Origin of the sequence: Streptomyces dioscori (assembly GCF_003024195.1) — a bacterium.
Classification (GTDB): domain Bacteria; phylum Actinomycetota; class Actinomycetes; order Streptomycetales; family Streptomycetaceae; genus Streptomyces; species Streptomyces dioscori.
This window is the reverse complement of record NZ_KZ679043.1, coordinates 227,605-244,454: the sequence shown is the minus strand read 5'-3', so window position 1 is coordinate 244,454 and position 16,850 is coordinate 227,605. Positions and strand designations below refer to the sequence as shown.

General features: G+C 72.1%; 15 protein-coding genes and 2 pseudogenes. 11 read left to right on the top strand and 6 right to left on the bottom strand.

The window, feature by feature from the left end:
• Positions 1-45 precede the first annotated feature (45 nt).
• From fdhA to C6Y14_RS17415, 3 genes are all read left to right on the top strand, one after another.
• Positions 46-1,272: a formaldehyde dehydrogenase, glutathione-independent gene (gene fdhA, locus C6Y14_RS17425; protein WP_107017610.1), complete on the top strand. Its 1,227-nt coding sequence runs from the start codon at positions 46-48 to the stop codon at positions 1,270-1,272.
• Between the two features lie 143 nt (positions 1,273-1,415).
• A complete protein-coding gene (locus C6Y14_RS17420) occupies positions 1,416-2,315 on the top strand; it encodes a pseudouridine-5'-phosphate glycosidase (protein ID WP_199854771.1) in 900 nt (299 codons plus the stop codon).
• Complete coding sequence (locus C6Y14_RS17415; protein ID WP_225891136.1) at positions 2,312-3,313, top strand: carbohydrate kinase family protein; 1,002 nt, start codon at positions 2,312-2,314, stop codon at positions 3,311-3,313. Before C6Y14_RS17420 ends, C6Y14_RS17415 begins: the two co-directional genes overlap by 4 nt.
• 35 nt (positions 3,314-3,348) lie before the next feature.
• Here the strand turns inward: C6Y14_RS17415 and C6Y14_RS17410 are convergent, their stop codons facing one another.
• Positions 3,349-4,143, bottom strand: coding sequence for a methyltransferase domain-containing protein (locus tag C6Y14_RS17410; RefSeq protein ID WP_107017607.1), 795 nt, complete (start codon positions 4,141-4,143; stop codon positions 3,349-3,351).
• A gap of 291 nt (positions 4,144-4,434) precedes the next feature.
• Here C6Y14_RS17410 and C6Y14_RS17405 point away from each other — a divergent pair, with 291 nt between their 5' ends.
• Positions 4,435-5,562, top strand: a complete 1,128-nt coding sequence (locus tag C6Y14_RS17405; RefSeq protein ID WP_107017606.1) for a magnesium and cobalt transport protein CorA — start codon at positions 4,435-4,437, stop codon at positions 5,560-5,562.
• 101 nt (positions 5,563-5,663) lie between these two features.
• On the opposite strand, the gene C6Y14_RS17400 is transcribed toward C6Y14_RS17405, so the two are convergent.
• Together C6Y14_RS17400 and C6Y14_RS17395 are read right to left on the bottom strand one after the other, a co-directional pair.
• Positions 5,664-6,092 (bottom strand): CBS domain-containing protein, encoded by a 429-nt coding sequence (locus C6Y14_RS17400; protein WP_107017605.1) that lies wholly within the window; start codon positions 6,090-6,092, stop codon positions 5,664-5,666.
• Positions 6,093-6,302: 210 nt separating this feature from the next.
• Positions 6,303-6,944: a nucleoside/nucleotide kinase family protein gene (locus C6Y14_RS17395; RefSeq protein ID WP_107017604.1), complete on the bottom strand. Its 642-nt coding sequence runs from the start codon at positions 6,942-6,944 to the stop codon at positions 6,303-6,305.
• A gap of 151 nt (positions 6,945-7,095) precedes the next feature.
• Here C6Y14_RS17395 and C6Y14_RS17390 point away from each other — a divergent pair, with 151 nt between their 5' ends.
• The 3 genes from C6Y14_RS17390 (at position 7,096) to C6Y14_RS17380 (ending at position 10,188) form a co-directional block, all read left to right on the top strand.
• Positions 7,096-7,830, top strand: coding sequence for a DUF2293 domain-containing protein (locus C6Y14_RS17390; RefSeq protein WP_107017603.1), 735 nt, complete (start codon positions 7,096-7,098; stop codon positions 7,828-7,830).
• 192 nt (positions 7,831-8,022) lie between these two features.
• Positions 8,023-8,502 carry an anthrone oxygenase family protein gene (locus C6Y14_RS17385; protein WP_107017602.1) on the top strand — a complete coding sequence of 160 codons (480 nt, stop codon included), beginning with the start codon at positions 8,023-8,025 and terminating at the stop codon, positions 8,500-8,502.
• 198 nt (positions 8,503-8,700) lie between these two features.
• Positions 8,701-10,188 carry a glutamate synthase subunit beta gene (locus C6Y14_RS17380; RefSeq protein ID WP_107017601.1) on the top strand — a complete coding sequence of 496 codons (1,488 nt, stop codon included), beginning with the start codon at positions 8,701-8,703 and terminating at the stop codon, positions 10,186-10,188.
• Positions 10,189-10,277: 89 nt separating this feature from the next.
• Here C6Y14_RS17380 and C6Y14_RS45045 read toward each other — a convergent pair.
• A pseudogene (locus tag C6Y14_RS45045) lies at positions 10,278-10,484 on the bottom strand (carboxymuconolactone decarboxylase family protein); the annotation flags it as partial.
• Positions 10,485-10,489: 5 nt separating this feature from the next.
• Between C6Y14_RS45045 and C6Y14_RS17370 the strand changes: the two are divergent.
• From C6Y14_RS17370 to C6Y14_RS17355, 4 genes and pseudogenes are all read left to right on the top strand, one after another.
• Positions 10,490-10,726 (top strand): annotated as a pseudogene (locus C6Y14_RS17370) (PLP-dependent aminotransferase family protein); the annotation flags it as partial.
• A 375-nt stretch (positions 10,727-11,101) separates the two neighbouring features.
• Positions 11,102-13,630 carry a PEP/pyruvate-binding domain-containing protein gene (locus tag C6Y14_RS17365; RefSeq protein ID WP_225891135.1) on the top strand — a complete coding sequence of 843 codons (2,529 nt, stop codon included), beginning with the start codon at positions 11,102-11,104 and terminating at the stop codon, positions 13,628-13,630.
• On the top strand, positions 13,627-14,553 hold the full coding sequence (locus C6Y14_RS17360; RefSeq protein WP_107017600.1) for a hypothetical protein: 927 nt from the start codon (positions 13,627-13,629) through the stop codon (positions 14,551-14,553). Before C6Y14_RS17365 ends, C6Y14_RS17360 begins: the two co-directional genes overlap by 4 nt.
• A 381-nt stretch (positions 14,554-14,934) precedes the next feature.
• Positions 14,935-15,567, top strand: a complete 633-nt coding sequence (locus C6Y14_RS17355) for a fused DSP-PTPase phosphatase/NAD kinase-like protein (protein ID WP_318658058.1) — start codon at positions 14,935-14,937, stop codon at positions 15,565-15,567.
• 77 nt (positions 15,568-15,644) lie between these two features.
• Here C6Y14_RS17355 and C6Y14_RS17350 read toward each other — a convergent pair whose 3' ends face one another.
• Both C6Y14_RS17350 and C6Y14_RS17345 read right to left on the bottom strand, forming a co-directional pair.
• The gene (locus C6Y14_RS17350) at positions 15,645-15,908 is read right to left on the bottom strand and encodes a DUF397 domain-containing protein (protein ID WP_107017598.1); all 264 of its coding nucleotides are present in this window, start codon (positions 15,906-15,908) and stop codon (positions 15,645-15,647) included.
• Positions 15,909-16,769 carry a helix-turn-helix domain-containing protein gene (locus C6Y14_RS17345; RefSeq protein WP_107017826.1) on the bottom strand — a complete coding sequence of 287 codons (861 nt, stop codon included), beginning with the start codon at positions 16,767-16,769 and terminating at the stop codon, positions 15,909-15,911.
• Positions 16,770-16,850 lie beyond the last annotated feature (81 nt).

Sequence of the window (16,850 nt, the reverse complement as noted above, 5' to 3'; positions counted from 1 at the left end):
CACTGGCATCCGAAGGCACGGGGGCCGAAGGGACGGCGATCACGTATGAGCGGGAACAGGGCAGTCGCGTACCTCAAGCCGGGCGCGGTGGAAGTCAGGACCATCGACTACCCGACGCTCGAACTGCAGGACGGACCGGGAGTGGCCTCCGCGAACATCGGCCGCACGTGCCGGCACGGAGTCATCCTGAAAGTACTCGCCAGCAACATCTGCGGCAGCGACCAGCACATGGTGCGCGGCCGTACGACCGCGCCCGAGGGTCTCGTCCTCGGGCACGAAATCACCGGAGAGGTCATCGAGCGGGGCCCGGACGTGGAGTTCCTCGATGTCGGGGACATCGTCTCGGTGCCCTTCAACATCGCCTGCGGGCGGTGCCGCAACTGCAAGGAGCGCAAGACCGGCATCTGTCTGAACGTCAACCCGGCCCGTCCTGGGGCGGCCTACGGCTACGTCGACATGGGCGGCTGGGTCGGCGGCCAGGCGGAGTACGCGATGATCCCGTACGCGGACTTCAATCTGCTGCGGTTCCCGGACCGGGAGCAGGCACGGGAGAAGCTGCTCGACCTGACCATGCTGTCGGACATCTTCCCGACGGGCTTCCACGGCGCGGTGAGCGCGGGCGCCGGGGTCGGCTCGACGGTGTACGTGGCCGGTGCGGGGCCGGTCGGTCTCGCCGCCGCGGCATCGGCGCACCTGCTCGGCGCCGCCGTCGTCATCGTCGGCGACCTCAACGCCGAACGCCTCGCGCAGGCCCGGAGCTTCGGCTGCGAGACGGTCGACGTCAGCCAGGGCGACGTCGGCGAACAGATCGACCAGATCCTCGGTGAGCCGGAGGTGGACGTGGCCGTCGACGCGGTCGGCTTCGAGGCACGGGCCCACGGCCCCGACGCCCCGGAGGCGCCCGCCACGGTCCTCAACTCGCTGATGGGCCTCACGCGCGCGGGCGGCTCGCTCGGCATCCCGGGCCTGTACGTCACGGACGATCCCGGTGGGGTCGACCAGGACGCGCGGACCGGCACGCTCAAGGTGCGGCTGGGTCTGGGGTGGGCGAAGAGCCACCGTTTCACCACAGGTCAGTGTCCGGTGATGCAGTACCACCGGGGGCTGATGAAGGCGATCCTCCACGAGCGGGTGCACATCGCCAAGGCCGTCAACGCGACGGTGATCGGCCTGGAGGACGCGCCGCGCGGCTACGCCGAGTTCGACCAGGGCGCCAGCCGTAAGTACGTCCTCGACCCGCACGGCGCACTGACCGGCATACGGCCTGTCTGAGCGCTCCCTCGGGCGTGAGAAGGGGTCTCCACGCGCGCGTGGAGACCCCCTTTCGTACCTCGCGCGTGCGCGGGGGTTTGGCCGGGCGCGCCGCCCGCCAGGGATGAGAGGAGAACCGACAGACAGGAGGCACGCGCGTGCTGATGGTGTCCGAAGAGGTTCGGGAGGCGCTCGCCACGGGTCGGCCCGTGGTGGCCCTGGAGTCCACGATCATCGCGCACGGGTTGCCGCGTCCGCGCAATCTCCAGGTGGCGCTGGAGCTGGAGGAGGCCGTGCGCCAGGAGGGGGCCGTCCCGGCGACGATCGCCGTGCTCGACGGGCAGCCCCATGTGGGCCTCGACAAGGAGCAGGTGGAGCGGGTCGCCAACGAGGACGGCATCCGCAAGCTGGGACATCGCGATCTGCCGCTGGCGATCGCCACCGGGGCCAGCGGGGCGACCACGGTGTCGGCGACGGCCCTGCTGGCCGCGCAGGCCGGGGTACGGGTCTTCGCCACGGGCGGCCTCGGAGGCGTACACCGGGAGTGGACGCTGACACAGGACGAGTCCGCCGACCTGGGGCTCCTCGCGCGTACCCGGATCACCGTGGTGTGCGCGGGAGTGAAGTCGATCCTGGACGTGCCGGCGACCCTGCAGCGCCTGGAGACGCTGGGCGTCGCGGTCGCCGGATACGGCACGGACCGCTTTCCCGGCTTCTATCTGTCGGACTCGGGGCACCCGGTGGAGTGGACTCTGGAGTCGCCGGGCGAGGTCGCGGCCGTCATGCGCGCACAGGACACCCTGGACGGGCCCGCCGCGGCACTGATCATCGCCAATCCCGTGCCCGGGGCGCAGCAGCTGGATCCCGCGCTGCACGCGCGTGTGCTCGCCGACGCACTGCACGCGTGCGAGGCGGAGGGTGTGAGCGGCCAGGCGGTCACACCGTTCCTGCTCGACCATCTGGTGCGCCACACCGACGGGGCGTCACTTGAGGCCAACCTGGCGGCGGTACGCGGCAACGTACGGCTCGCGGGGCGGATCGCGGCGGCCTGGGCACAGGTGTGACGGGGGCGGTCGGTGCCGGCGGGGCTCTCCTTGTCGTCGGTGATGTCATCACCGACGTCGTCGCCCGGCATCGCGGGCCGCTCGCCCCGGGCACCGACACGGCCGCGGCCGTCCGGACCGTGCCGGGCGGCGCGGGCGCCAACGTCGCGTGCTGGGCGGCCCGTCGAACCGGTACGGAGGTGCGGTTCCTCGGCCGGGTGGGCGCCGATTCGACGGCGTGGCACGAGCGGGAACTGGTCGCCTCCGGGGTGCTTCCCCTCCTGGTCGTCGACGCGCAGGCACCGACGGGGACGGTGATCTGCCTGGTGGACGCGGATGCCTCGGCGGAACGCACCTTCCTCACGGACAGCGGTGCTTCCCTGCGTCTTGACGCCGACGACTGGTCTGCCGCGCTGCTCGACGGTGTCGCACGGCTGCACCTGTCGGGCTATCTGTTCTTCTCGGAGCCCTCCCGCGCGCTGGTGTCGGCGGCGATGGAGTCGGCACGCGCGCGTGGAGTGCCGGTGAGCGTGGATCCCGCCTCGGCGGGGTTCCTCGCCGAACTGGGCGTGGACCGTTTCCTCTCGCTCGCCGAGGGCGTCGACGTCCTGCTGCCGAGCCGGGACGAGGCCCGGCTGCTGACGGGCCTGCCCGATACGGCGGACGCGGCGGCCAAGTTGAGCCGCCATTTTCCGCTGGTGGTGGTCAAGCAGGGCGGTACCGGGGCCCTTGTCGCCCGGTCGGGGGCGGTCCGGGCGAGGGTTCCGGCGGAAGCGGTGACTCCTGTCGACACCACGGGCGCCGGTGACGCCTTCACCGGAGCTTTCCTGGCCGCCCTGCTCGCGGGCGGCCGACCGGAGGAGGCAGCCGCCGAGGGATGCCGGGCCGGGGCCCGGGCGGTGGCACAGGTAGGCGGCAGGCCGGACGGACGAGACGCCAAGACGCCGGACACACCGGGTCCCAAGGCGCCGGACCGATCGGACGCGGAGGCTCCGGACACACCGGGCCCGTATGCATAGCCCGGCCTCCGCTTCATGTCACCGCCCTCACTCGGCTACACCTTGCGCCCCCATGCCGAGATCAGCGGTGCCGTGGCCAGGTCCATGCCACCGGCGGCCACGTTCGCCAGGTGCTGGTCGATGTCCTGGTCGGTGGCGAGGCCCGCCGTGACGAGCTGGTCGCGGACCTGGCCGACCGTCGCGGCCTCCAGGGCCCCGCATGCGGGCGACGTGAGCGGGAAACAGGCGTCCGCCTCGACCTGGCGCAGTCCGGCCTCGCGGAGCAGCCGGGGAAGCCGACGCCCGTACGAGAGCTCGGCGCCCTGCTCCGCGAGCAGGGAGCGCATGGCATGGCGTACCCGGTTGGCCAGCTGCTGCTCGGGGCCCCGCTCGTCCGGGCAGGCCAGCGGCTGCAGAGTGGGATCGGCGTCCTCGACCAGGAGCCGGCCGCCGGGCCGCAGCGCCCTGGTCATCGTGCGCAAGGCCCGCTCCCTGTCCGGCACATGAGCGAGAACGAGCCGGGCGTGCACGAGGTCGAAACCCTCCGCCGGCGGCTCGTCGACGCCCACGTCGTGGACGCGCAGCTGAATCGGCGGGCGTACGGCCAGGGGTGCCCAGGAGGTGTCGAGGTCGGTCGCGAAGACCCTGCCGGTGGGTCCGACCCTCTTGGCGAGCCAGGACACCACCGACATACCGCCCGCTCCCACCTCCCAGCAGCGCCAGCCGGATCCGATGCCGAACCGCTCCATGTGCCGGAACGTCGTGGGGTCGAAGAGAGCGGCGAGGGCGTCGAATCGCTGCCCCGCCTCGGGCTGGCGGTTGTCGAGGAGATGTCCGTCGGTTCGCATCATGCACCGATCATCCCATTTTTCACGGTTTCAGCCGAGGGTCGACGCTCCCGACGTGAGCGCGTCGCACACGAGAGGTCCGCGGCGTCCGGGTCACCTTCGCGCAGCGCCGCCACTCGGCCGACGCCCCGTCAGCCAGCAGATCCGGGAACAGGTTCGGGAACCGTTCCGGAGCATTCACCGGAGCGGAATGTTCCGTTCCCACAGGCCGAACCGGCCGTCGAAACATCCTGGCAGACTGGCCGCGGCAAGGCGCAGAGTGCGGCGCGAGGAGATCCACGCAAGGAGATCCAGATGTCCATGGCAGGGAATCTGCGGAGGGTCACGAGCCTGAGCAAGGTCGGCGGCCTCCGCAAAGTGGCACGGCTGACGCGGCGGCGTGCCCGTGTCGACCTGAGCCACCCCGCCCGGTCACCGCTGGGTTCCGCGGTGGTGAACTGCGTGGCGTACGAGGAAGGGGCCAGGGTCCCCGCCGGCCGCGATCTGGTCGAGACGGTGGAGCGGGTCCGCAAAGCCGACGGCGGTTTCGTCTGGCTCGGGCTGCACGAGCCGACCGAGGTGGAGTTCGCGGGCATCGCCGAGCTCTTCGACCTGCACCCGCTGGCGGTCGAGGACGCGGTGGACGCCCACCAGCGCCCGAAGCTGGAACGGTACGGCGACACGCTGTTCGCGGTGTTCAAGACGGTCTGCTACGTCGAACACACCGAGCTGACCGCGACCAGTGAGGTGGTGAACACCGGCGAGATCATGGTGTTCGTCGGCCGGGACTTCGTGGTGACGGTCCGGCACGGCCGGCACGGCTCACTGGGACCACTGCGGGAAGAGCTGGAAGCCGACCCCCAGCAGCTGTCCAAGGGACCGGCCGCCGTACTGCACGCGATCGCGGACCACGTGGTGGACGACTATCTGAATGTCACGGCCTCCGTCCAGGAGGACATCGACGAGGTCGAGACGGCCGTGTTCGCGGCGGACGGCGCGCGGGCCGACCCCGGCCACATCTACCAGCTCAAACGTGAACTGCTGGAGCTGAAGCGGGCGGTGGTTCCGCTGGGGCGGCCCATCATGGACCTCGCCACACGGCCGATACGGGTGATCGACCCGGAGATACAGGCCTACTTCCGGGACGTCTCCGACCACCAGCTGCGCGCAGCCGAGCAGATAGCCGCGTTCGACGAACTGCTCAACTCGATCCTGCAGGCGCACCTCGCACAGGTGAGCGTGGCGCAGAACGAGGACATGCGGAAGATCACGGCGTGGGCCGCGCTGATCGCCGTGCCGACGATGGTCTGCGGTGTCTACGGCATGAACTTCGAGCACATGCCGGAGCTGCACTGGAAGTTCGGATATCCCCTGGCGATCGGCGTGATCGCGGTCGCGTGCTCCACCCTCTACCGGGGATTCAAGCGGAACGGCTGGCTGTGACCGCGCTCGTCCGGCACGGTTCGCCGGACGAGCGCGAGTTCACGGTGTGCCCGGAGGACACGCACGGAGGCATCGGTGTCCGCTGTCGGACGCTCCGCCCCTCAGCGCGAGTCGCTCTTCGCGTAGACGCTCTCGACCCAGCCCGCGAGTTGTCCGTCCGTCAGGTGCGAGGCCAGATCGGCCTCGCTGATCATTCCGACCAGGCGCTTGTTCTCGATCACAGGGAGGCGACGGATCTGGTGTTCCTGCATCTCGCCGAGTACGTCACTGACGTCGGCGTTCGCGTCGATCCAGCGCGGGGTGCCCTTGGCCATCTCGCCCGCGGTGACGCGGGCCGGGTCGTGACCCATGGCCACGCAGCCGATCACGATGTCGCGGTCCGTGAGGATGCCGCAGAGCCGTTCGTTCTCGTCGCTGATGGGCAGGGCGCCCACCTTGAGTTCGCGCATCAGCTGCGCCGCCCGGTCCAGGGTCTCGTGGGCGGGGATCCACTGGGCGCCACGGTGCATGATGTCTCCGGCGGTGGTCATGTGGTATCTCCCGGTGCCGGACGGCCGGCGCGGCGCGGAGACGCACCGCTAGTCCCGGCGCCCTACATTCTCGCCGGGTACGAGGAGATACGCACCCGCACGGCCGCGGCTTCGGCCTGACGACGCCGCCCCGCCTCCGCCCCACCCCTCGACGTACACCGCACTCATCCGCTCACGCTTCCCTCGGCCCACACCGGGACGGTCGTCCCGTCAGCCGTTCCACGCCGGATGACGCGGGTCGTCCGCCCGTACCAGGACATCGGCGGTGTCGCCCGGAGCCGTCTCGGTCTCGTAGCGCTCGAACGCGGGGAGCGTCCAGTGCTCGTCCTGCGGGGTGCGACGGCGCAGCGCGGCCGGTGAGAGACGTACATGGACAGTGAAATCGAAAGGGAACCAATGGTGCAGAAGCAGTGGCCCGTGCAGCAACAGCATCGCACCGGGCGGGAGTTGGACGTACGGGGTGCGGGTGGCACGGTCGGTCACCGGGTCCAGGAGGTCGGGCAGGACACGCCCGTCGCCATCGGCTTCCAGGGGGCCGAAGACCTCTCGCCACAGGGCGCCGGTGTCGAACCAGCCGTCGTAGTAGGTCTCCACGTCCTGACGGCCGTATTCGAACCGGAGCGAGGCGGACCGCAGATAGCCTTCCGTGCCGACGACCAGAGCGGAACGACCGCGTGGGCGCAGGGCCTCGGCGACGCGTTCGGCGAGGTCACCCGGGCGGGCCGCCGGAGCCCCGTCGAAGGCGATGCGCGGCCAGGGGCTGCCGTCGGCCGGCTTCAGTTCGAGCAGGCGCTCGGCGATGAGGTCGCCGAGCCGGTCCCAGGTGATCGCTTCGAGTCGCACACGGCCCATGATGCCGCGCGGGCACACCTGTACGGCGAGTGCGTGCCCGTGCGGAGCTGTCCGACGACATCGAGTGGGCGTGACGGGCCGTGCGGCGGCGAGGGGAGAAGGGGCGCGCTGGTCGGCGTACGGACGGGTGTCGTTCGGGAAGGAAGCGCCTATGGCGACCACGGCAACTCCCCCGCCCAGTAACGGGCCTCTCGTCGTCCAGCCGTTGAAGAGACGGCACTGTGGCGAGTGCGGGCGTGGGCCGCTCCCGCTGCTGGTGATGGAGGAGGGGACGCCGAGATGCCTTGACTGCGCCGACCTCGGACATCTGGTGTTCCTGCCCCGCGGTGACACGGCGTTGACGCGCAGGTCGCGGGAGGAGAGCGGGCTGTCGGCGGTCGTGGTGCGGTTCCACCGGCGGCGGGGCAGGTACGAGCGGCAGGGGGTGCTGGTCGAGGAGGCGGCGCTCGCGCGGGCGGAGGAGCGGTGCCTGGCGGACGCGGAGGCGAGACGGCGGCGCAGAACACGGGACGCGCGACGGCGGGCTGCCGAGGACGTGCGGTTCACGGACGCGTTCGCGCGGAACATCCGGCGGCTGTTTCCGGGCTGCCCGGCCGACCGGGCGCACGCGATCGCCGCACACGCCTCGGTGCGCGGCAGCGGGCGGGTGGGGCGCAGCGCCGCCGGGCGGGCGCTGTCCGAAGCCGCGGTGGTCTCGGCCGTACGCGCGGCGGTGCGGCACACGGAGACTCCGTACGACCAGTTGTTGATGAGCGGTGTCGCGCGCCACGAGGCCCGCCGGCGGATCGCCGCCGCGGTCGACGGGACGATGGCCTGCTGGCGCGAGGGCGGACCGGACGGGGAGGGGCGCGAGGGCGGACCGGCCTGGGAGGGGGAGGACGACTGACGGCGGCGGGTCCGAGACGCCTGGACATGGTGTCGAGCACCTCGGCCATGGCCGTCTCCGGCGTCCGGCATTTCACTTGTGGGGACAGGGGGCGCCGGGCAGGATCTTGAGGTTCGGGGTGGTCCGGCCCTCACGGTTTCGGGAACGGTGCGCGAGTTGTTGACCAGTGGTTCTGCCTACACGGGAGTTGCCATGATCGAGGGACCGTACTTCGTGCTCACCGTGGTGGGCGTGCTGGGTACCGGGCTGGTGGCCGGGGTGTTCTGCGCGTTCTCGACGTTCGTGATGAAGGGACTGGCCGCGCTGCCGCCGGCACAGGGTGTCGCGGCGATGCAGGCGATCAATGTGACCGCACTGATGCCGGCCTTCATGCTCGTGTTCATCGGGTCGGCGGTGCTGTGCGCCGTGATCGCGGTGGTCACTTTCGTGCTGTGGCCGGACGAGGGCACGGTGGAGCTGCTGGTGGGCAGCGCGCTGTATCTGTTCGGCTGCTTCGGGGTGACGATCGCCGCGAACGTCCCGCGCAACAACAGGCTGGCCGAGATGGACGCCGGCACGCCGGAGGCCATCGCGTACTGGCCCACGTATGTGAGCGAGTGGTCGATGTGGAACCACATACGGACGGTCGCCGCGGCCGCCGGAGCTGTTCTGTACGTGCTGGCGCTGGCCTGAGGGCACGGCGGCGGCGTCCGCCTGGGGCCACCTGGGGCTATCTGGGGCGGAAGCGGCCGGGGCGTCGTATCGTGGCGGAAAGAGTCTGCCGACAGGCCTCGCGGCCCACCGCCCCGGCGACGGCGTCGGACACGGTGGAGTCGAAGACGGCGGCGAGCGCCGTACGGGGCACCGTGCGTGTACGTGAGGGAGACGGCCATGGCCGATCCCAGGGGTTTCCTGAACTCCTCCCGCGAGGAATGGCCGCGCCGGCCCGTGGAGGACCGGGTCCGTGACTGGGACGAGGTGTACGTTCCCGGGGCGCTGCTGCCGATCGTCCGGACACAGGCCGACCGGTGCATGGACTGCGGCATCCCGTTCTGCCACGACGCCTGCCCGCTGGGCAACCTGATCCCCGAGTGGAACGACCTGGTCGCGTGCGACGACTGGCGCGGGGCGAGCGACCGTCTGCACGCGACGAACAATTTTCCCGAGTTCACCGGGCGGCTGTGTCCCGCGCCGTGCGAGGCGGGCTGTGTGCTGGCGATCAACCAGCCCGCGGTCACCATCAAGAACGTCGAGGTCGCCATCGCCGACCGGGCCTGGGCGGACGGGTTCGCGCCGCCGCAACCGCCGGACCGGTTGTCGGGGCGGTCCGTCGCGGTGATCGGTTCGGGTCCTACGGGGCTGGCGGCGGCGCAGCAGCTGACCCGGGCCGGGCACACCGTCGTCGTCTACGAGCGCGACGACCGGATCGGGGGGCTAATGCGGTACGGCATCCCCGAGTTCAAGATGGAGAAACGGCACCTGGAGCGGCGGATCACGCAGATGCGGGCGGAGGGTACGAAGTTCCGTACGTCGACAGCCGTCGGCTGGGACATCGGGGCGGGCGAGTTGCGGGCACGCCACGACGCGGTCGTGCTGGCCGTGGGCGCCACGGCGTGGCGTGATCTGGCCGTGGACGGGAGGGAGTTGAGCGGTATCCATCAGGCGATGGAGTATCTGCCGCTGGCCAACCGGGTGTGCGAGGGAGACCTGGAGGCGTCTCCGTTGTCCGCGGCGGGCAAGGACGTCGTGATCGTCGGCGGAGGGGACACCGGGGCCGACTGTCTGGGTACGGCGGTGCGTGAGGGCGCGAAGTCCGTGACGCAGCTGGACATCTACGCGCAGCCCGGTGCGGAGCGCGACGAGGCTTCCGAGCCGTGGCCGGTGTACCCGAAGATCTACCGGCTGTCGGCCGCGCACGAGGAGGCCGGGGCTCTGGAGACTTCGCCGTCGGCCGACGCGGACGCCCGGCTCTTCGCGGCGTCCACGCTCCGCTTCACGGGAGACCCCTCCGGCCGGGTCTGTGCGCTGCACCTCGTAGAGGTCGACGCCGAACGCCGGCCGCGCCCCGGCAGCGAGCGCGCGCTCCCCGCCGATCTCGTGCTGCTGGCCCTCGGGTTCTCGGGCCCCGACCGCTCCGACGGGCTGGTCGAACGGTTCGGCCTCGAACTCGGACCGCGCGGCACGATCACCCGGGACGCGGACTTCGCGACCAATGTGCCGGGGGTGTACGCCGCCGGGGACGCGGCGCGCGGCCAGTCGCTCATCGTGTGGGCCATCGCCGAGGGCCGGGCGGTGGCGGCAGCGGTGGACCGCCGGCTGACCGGCGAGTCGCGACTGCCCGCACCGATCGGGCCGCACGACCGGCCCATGACGGCCTAGCGGGCGCCCCGGCCACCTCGGTGCAACCCGGCGCACACCCGGCCCCTCCCCCTCCCCCTCTCCCTCCGCCTCCCCCTCCCCGGCAGCACTCAGCGCTGGTCCGCGCCTGCCCTCTTCGCCTTCGGCGTCGACAGGGCGACGCGGTTCCAGGTGTTGATCGCGAGGATCAGGGCCAGTGTTCGGGCCAGTTCCTGGTCGTCGAAGTGCGCGGCGGCCTCGGCGTGGACGTCGTCCGGTACGCCGACGCCCGCGATCAGCGTGACCGCCTCCGCCAGTGCGAGGGCCGCCCGCTCCCGCGCGGATCGAGGTCACCGGGGTCTCGGGCGGGCTTCACGCGGTGCTGCGGTTGCCGCCCGGCAGTGAGCGGTCCGCGGTGAAAGCCGCCGTGTGGCAGGGGCTCTCGGTGGACGGGCTCGCGGAGTTCCGGCACCCGGAGGTGGCCGTGACCGCGCCGGACGGCCTCGACGTGGGCTGTGTGACGCCTTCGGAGCACGCCTGTGGAGCCGCGCTGGACGCGCTGTGCGCCGCGCTGCCACCCCCGTGCGTGCCGGCGGTGCCCGCGGAAGCGTTCCTGGGTGGCCGGAAGACGACCCTGCGCCGGCCTGCACTCCACCACGCAGTGGGATCATCTATTCAGGAGGCGCGTTGTTGACGCGGCCGTTTCATCGGCCGGTGCAATCGGTCGATTCGACAGGTCGGTTCCATCGGCCGGTTCCATCGGCCGGTTCAATCAGCTGGTTTAATCGGCCGGCTCTATCGAACAGTTACGTCGGTCGGCTCGATCGGTCGGCTCTATCGGTCAGTTGTATCGGCCGGTCCGGCAGCAACCCGCCCCCATCCTTCGTTCCGTCGTCAGGCGCAGGGCCACCCCCGCGCGTCCCCCCTGTTGGCGGTCGGTCCTGGAGGGTGCTCGATGACGACGGTTGACGAACGTCACGAAGACGGTGCGTGCGACGGGGAGGAACGGGGCGCACGCCATCCCGCGTACGTCGTCCCCCTGAGCGATCCGCAGGCCACGCGCATCGTGCTCGCCGGTTCCAAAGCCGCGCATCTCGCGCGCGCGGCGAGGGCGGGGCTGCCCGTGCTGCCGGGGTTCGTCCTGCCGAGGCAGGACGAACCGTGGCAAACAGCGGACGGGGACTCCGAACAGCTGCGCCGAGCCTGGCTGCGGCTCTCCGACGGTGGCGACGGTGGCGCCCTCCCCCTCGTCGTACGGTCCTCGTCGCCTCAGGAGGACACCCAGGAGTCGTCCCTGGCGGGTCAGTTCGCGTCCGTGCTGGACGTGCGGGGCTGGCACGACTTCCGTGCGGCCGTACGGACCGTGCTCGACTCGGCCCACCGGCCGGACGGTTCGGTCGCGCCGATGGCCGTGCTCGTGCAGCCCATGCTCACGGCCCGGGTGGGAGGGGTGCTCTTCGGTGCCGACCCCCTGGAGGGACGGCACGACCGGATGCTGGTGAGCGCGGTGCGGGGCGGGCCCGACGCACTGGTCAGCGGCGAACAGCCGGGCACCACCTACTGGTTGACCCGCCGGGGCCGCTTGGCGCGCATCGGCCCCGGAGGTGCCGAACCGCTGCTCGGGACCGCCGAACTGCGCCGACTGGCCCGGCTGGCCCGACAGGCGCGCGGGGTGTTCGGCGGGCCGCAGGACATCGAGTTCGGGTTCGACGCGGCGGGGCGGCTGTGGCTGTTCCAGAGCCGCCCCATCACGGCGATGGCGGCGCGGCCCGCGCGCGGGGCACGGCTACTCGGTCCCGGGCCGGTCGCGGAGACCCTGCCTGATCAACTGGAGCCGCTGGAGCAGGACTTGTGGGTGGCGCCCATGGCACGGGGGCTGGCCGCCGCGCTCGACATCGGGGGCACCGCGCCCCGGCGGCAGCTGCGGGCGTTGCCGGTCGTCACGACGGTCGGCGGGCGGGCCGCGGCGGATCTGCGGCTGCTGGGCGCCGCCCCGCCACGGCAGCGATGGGTGGCGCTGCTCAATCCGGCGCCGGGTGCCCGCAGGCTGGCCGCCGCGTGGCGGGTGGGACGGCTGACCGCGGCGCTGCCCGGTCTCGCGACGGACCTCGTCGCCGATGTCGACCGCCGGCTCGCCGAGACACCGCCCCCGGACCGGCTCACCCGCCGCGAACTTCTCGCCACCCTGCGCTGGACGCGGGCCGTACTGGCCGCCCTGCACGCCCAGGAAGCCCTCGTCGGCGCCCTGCTTCCCGAGCCCCGACCGACGGCCGCGAACACACGCACGAACACGAGCACGCACACGGGTACGCACACGGGTACGCACGCGAACAAGACATCAGGCGCGGCATCGAGTACCGCATCGCGCACCGCATCGCGCACGGCCGCTGGTACGGCCCTCGCCGTCCTCGCCGAGGCGCGCGCTCGCGGTGTACCGGATCACCAGGTGGTGGCCACGCAACCGATGGTCCTGGCGCTGGTGGCTCCCAGCCTGAGCCGGGAACTGAGACTCCCACCGAGTCCCGCAAGCTCCGCGGGGGCGGACGGCGGGCCCATCACGCCGAGGGCGGCCTCGCTCCCCGCGCGTGAGGCCCTGCGGTTGCGTGTCCGCTGGGTTCAGGAGCTTCAGGTCCGGCTGGTACGGGACGCCGCGCGGCGACTGACCGTACCCGGAGATCAGCCCCATGCTCCGGTCCGTCCAGAAGTGGGGCTGTTGCGCTGGCCGGAACTCGTCGACGCGCTCGAACACGGCTTCCTGCCCGGTGATTTCGGGGAACGGCTGCCGAGGGCCGCGTCGGCGCCGCTGCCCGACGCGTTCCGGCTCGCGGAGAACGGCGCGGTCGTCGCCGAGCACGCCACAGGCAGAGGCGCCACAAGCAGGGGCATCACACGCAGGGGCATCACAAGCAAAGGCACCACAGGCAGAGGCGCCCCGGGCAGAAGCGGTGCGGGCAGGCGCGAGGGACAGGGCGTGTCCGGTGGCCGGGCCAACGGGACGGCCTGGGACGGCACCGGCCCACGACCACCTGACCCCGTGCTCGTCGTCCGCACCCTCGCCCCCGCGCTCGCTCCACTCCTGCCCGGACTCGCGGGACTCGTCGCACAGACCGGCAGCCCTCTCTCCCATCTGGCCCTGCTGGCCAGGGAGTTCGGTCTGCCCACGGTCGTCGGGGCCACGGACGCCGTACGCCGGTTCCCGCCGGGCTCCCACCTCACGATCGACGGCGCCACCGGCGACGTAGACGTAGACATGGACGTCCACATGGACGTGGACGTGGACGTACAGGCCACCACCGGCCACGTACACACGGACGGGAACGCACCCCCGCGGACCCCGCAAGCCCCGCAGGCTGCGAAGGCTGCGAAGGCTGCGAAGGCCCCGCACCCAGCCACGGCCGACGCCCCCGAGCACCCCTCCGCACCTGCACCCGCGCCCGCGTCAACCCCGGTGTCCGCCCCCGCCCCCCACCGAGGCCCCCGATGAGGCGCGTCGCCTACCTCTTCGGCGGTGCGGCAGCCGCCGGAGCCGGCACGTACGTCGTCGTCTATCTGTACCGGTGGCAGTGGCAACGAGCCATTCTCTGCGGGGTGCTGCTCCTCGTCGTCGAGGTGCTGCTCCTCGGGATCGTGCTGTTCGGGCGGCTGGCGCGGATCGAGGAGCGGATGCGCGACGCCGACCGGCGGCAGGAGGACGTCCTCGCGCGGTTGCGGGAGAAGGAGGCGCCGACGGGGCAGGGCGGCGGCCGGTTCCGCTGGCTGGACGACGAGCCGACGAGCCCCACCTACGTCTTCGTACCGGTCCTGATGGTCACCGGTGTACTGCTCTCCGGGCTCGCCTGGCTGGTGCAGCGGATCGCGTCCGCCACGGCCCGGCCCACGGCGGAACAGCGGCTCGCCGGGCGCCTCGCCGTCCTGGCCGCCCCCGATCCGGACGGCGGCGCGGATCTGGACGACCTGCCGCCGCCCGGCGCCCGGCGGGACCGCGGCCGTACCCTGCGCGTACTCGCCGCGGGCGTGGTCGGGAGCGCGCTGCTGGCGGCGCTCGTCGCCGGGCTCGCCGACCTCACGCAGACCCGCGAGGAGGAGGCGACGGACTCCGAGGCGACCTCCCTGCTCCTGCGGGTCGACATGCGCGGCACGGACATGTCCGCCGAACGGCAGTCCCTCGCCGCGCGCCAGCTCTGGGAACGCTGCCGGGACTCGACGTCCGTACCGCTGAGCCGGGCCAGCCTCGGCGACCTGGGCGAGGGACTCTTCGCCGGAGTGGTCCGGCCCGCGCTGGGCGACCACGACCGTATGCGCCTGCGCGGCTGCCTGGAGGACACCGGCCTGGACCGTACGCACCTCACGGTGGTCGCCATCGGCGACGCGGACGCGGACAAGAACGCAGACGCAGACGACGACTGAGCCCGGCCGGGCACCACCCGTAGCCCGCGCCCGGACACCACCCGCAGTCCGCGCCCAGGCACCACCCACGGTCCGCGCCTAGACGCCACCCGTAGCCCGCACCCAGACACCACCCACGGTCGGCACCGGGACACCCCCCATAGTCCGAGCCCAGGCCCCACCCGCAGTCCGCACCCATGCACCACCCATAGTCGGCGTCCAGACACCGCCCTCTGTCGGTGCCCAGGGTTACGATGCCGACGCGCGCCTCGTCCCCGAGCCTCCGGGTCGCCCATGGCTGTCGTCGCCCCGCCTCCGCCGCCACCCGGCCCCGCGCCGCCCGGGAGCCGTTCCCGCCGCACGTCGCGTGTCCTGCGCACTCTGCGCCGGACGCTGCCGCGCGTGCTCGCGGCCCTCGGCCTGTGCTACCTCGTCCTGTGGGCCACCGGCGCTCTGGGCGTCCTCGCGCTGTCGTACTGGGCGCGTGAACGGACACCGCCGCCCGCCGGGACCCACCCGGTGCGGGGCATCCACCACTTCCAGCCGGTGGACGCCGCCGGAGGACTCTGGCGCGGCGGCGCCCCCTCGCCCGAGGGCTACCGGGAACTGGCCAGGCTCGGTTTCACCACCGTGGTCGACCTGCGCGCCGAGGACCTGTCCGCCGAGCGGCTCGCCGGGCCGCGCAGGGCGGGCCTGGACGTCGTACGGCTGCCCGTGCGGGACGGACAGACCCCGACGCCGCACCAGGTACGACGCTTTCTGGGCGTCGTCGGTGCGGCCCCGGGGCCGGTGTTCGTGCACTGCGGGGCGGGGGTGGGCCGTACGGGGACGATGGCCGCGGCCTACCTCGTGCGGGCCGGGCTGGAATCCCCGTCGGGCGCGGTCCGCCGCAACCTCGCGGTCGGACCGCCGTCCATCGAGCAGATCTACTACGCGCTGAGCCTCGGTCCTGACCGGGCCGAGCAGCCGCCGCTGCCGGTGGTGGCGGTCAGTCGGCTGGTGGACGCCCCGCGCCGCATGTGGTCCTGGTTCTGAAGCCGATTCGGCTTCCCCCGGCGCAATCCCTGAAGAATCGGTTCTGCAACAACCGGCCGGCGGATTCGTCGGCGACCTCAGGAGAGCAGGAAGTCCGCCTCCCCCGCCTTGGCACCCTGAATGAACGCGGTCATCTCGCCGGGGGTGTAGATGAGAGCCGGACCGTCCGGGTCGGCCGACTGACGGACCGCGATCCGGCCGTCGGCGAGCTTCATCGCCTCCAGGCAGTTGCCGCCGTTCCCACCGCTCCACGGCTTGTGCCAGCCCTCGCTGCCCAGCTCCCTGGCGGGCATGCCGTTGTAGATCCGCGCGAGGCGTATCCGGGACTTGATGCGATCCATTCACAGCTCCTTGCGGAGATCCAGCAGGATCTCCTTCGTGCGATGTGCCGTGGCGGCCTGAGCCGCCATGCGGTCCATGACCTCAAGGTGGGTTGCCACCTCGGTACGCGCGTCCAGGTAGACGGCGCCGGTCAGGTACTCGCTGTAGACCATGTCCGGCAGTTCGGGCATGGCAAAGCGGAAGAGCACGAACGGCCCGTACGTGCCCGCGTGCGGCCCCGAGGAGAAGGGGGCGATCTGCAGCGTCACGTTGGGCAGTGCCGTGGCTTCCAGCAGTCTGTCGATCTGGCCGCGCATGACCTCGGGGCCGCCGACCGGGCGGCGCAGGGCGGTCTCGTCCATCACGGCCCAGAACCGGGGCGCGCCCTCGCGCGTCAGCAGCTCCTGGCGTTGCATGCGCAGCGCCACGTGCCGCTCGATGTCCTCGGGTCTGGTCTGGCCGACGGCGCCGGAATGCAGGACGCCACGCGCGTACTCCTCGGTCTGCAGCACTCCGGGCACGAAGTGGGGCTCGTACGAGCGGATGAGGGCGGCCGCGCCCTCCAGGCTCACGTACATCGAGAACCAGCCCGGCAGGATGTCGTGGAAACGCTGCCACCACCCCGGCTGGTTCGCCTCCTCGGCGAGCATGACGAACGCGTCGGCCTCGTCGTCGGAGACGCCGTACGACTTCAGCAGGAGCTGGAGGTACGGGATCTTGAGGGTTACCTCGGCCATCTCCATACGGCGGACGGTGGCGGCGGTGACACGCAGAATGCGTGCCGCCTCCTCACGCTTGAGCCCCGCGCGTTCCCGCAGGTCCAGCAGGCGCCGTCCGAGGACGACCTGCCCGACCGTCGGCGCGGACCGCGGCTCGCTCACGTCCACCTCCACTTTTGTCCAGACAGCCGGGGCGGCGCCCGTTCGGGCCCTGTACGGGTACCCAACTGACGCCGCGCCACG

What these genes read in the sequence shown, in the direction of transcription:
- fdhA (WP_107017610.1), top strand. Translation starts at nt 46, where the DNA reads ATGAGCGGGAACAGGGCAGTCGCGTACCTCAAGCCGGGCGCGGTGGAA.
- C6Y14_RS17420 (WP_199854771.1), top strand. Translation starts at nt 1,416, where the DNA reads ATGGTGTCCGAAGAGGTTCGGGAGGCGCTCGCCACGGGTCGGCCCGTG.
- C6Y14_RS17410 (WP_107017607.1), bottom strand. Translation starts at nt 4,143, where the DNA reads ATGATGCGAACCGACGGACATCTCCTCGACAACCGCCAGCCCGAGGCG.
- C6Y14_RS17405 (WP_107017606.1), top strand. Translation starts at nt 4,435, where the DNA reads ATGTCCATGGCAGGGAATCTGCGGAGGGTCACGAGCCTGAGCAAGGTC.
- C6Y14_RS17400 (WP_107017605.1), bottom strand. Translation starts at nt 6,092, where the DNA reads ATGACCACCGCCGGAGACATCATGCACCGTGGCGCCCAGTGGATCCCC.
- C6Y14_RS17395 (WP_107017604.1), bottom strand. Translation starts at nt 6,944, where the DNA reads ATGGGCCGTGTGCGACTCGAAGCGATCACCTGGGACCGGCTCGGCGAC.
- C6Y14_RS17390 (WP_107017603.1), top strand. Translation starts at nt 7,096, where the DNA reads ATGGCGACCACGGCAACTCCCCCGCCCAGTAACGGGCCTCTCGTCGTC.
- C6Y14_RS17385 (WP_107017602.1), top strand. Translation starts at nt 8,023, where the DNA reads ATGATCGAGGGACCGTACTTCGTGCTCACCGTGGTGGGCGTGCTGGGT.
- C6Y14_RS17380 (WP_107017601.1), top strand. Translation starts at nt 8,701, where the DNA reads ATGGCCGATCCCAGGGGTTTCCTGAACTCCTCCCGCGAGGAATGGCCG.
- C6Y14_RS17365 (WP_225891135.1), top strand. Translation starts at nt 11,102, where the DNA reads ATGACGACGGTTGACGAACGTCACGAAGACGGTGCGTGCGACGGGGAG.
- C6Y14_RS17360 (WP_107017600.1), top strand. Translation starts at nt 13,627, where the DNA reads ATGAGGCGCGTCGCCTACCTCTTCGGCGGTGCGGCAGCCGCCGGAGCC.
- C6Y14_RS17350 (WP_107017598.1), bottom strand. Translation starts at nt 15,908, where the DNA reads ATGGATCGCATCAAGTCCCGGATACGCCTCGCGCGGATCTACAACGGC.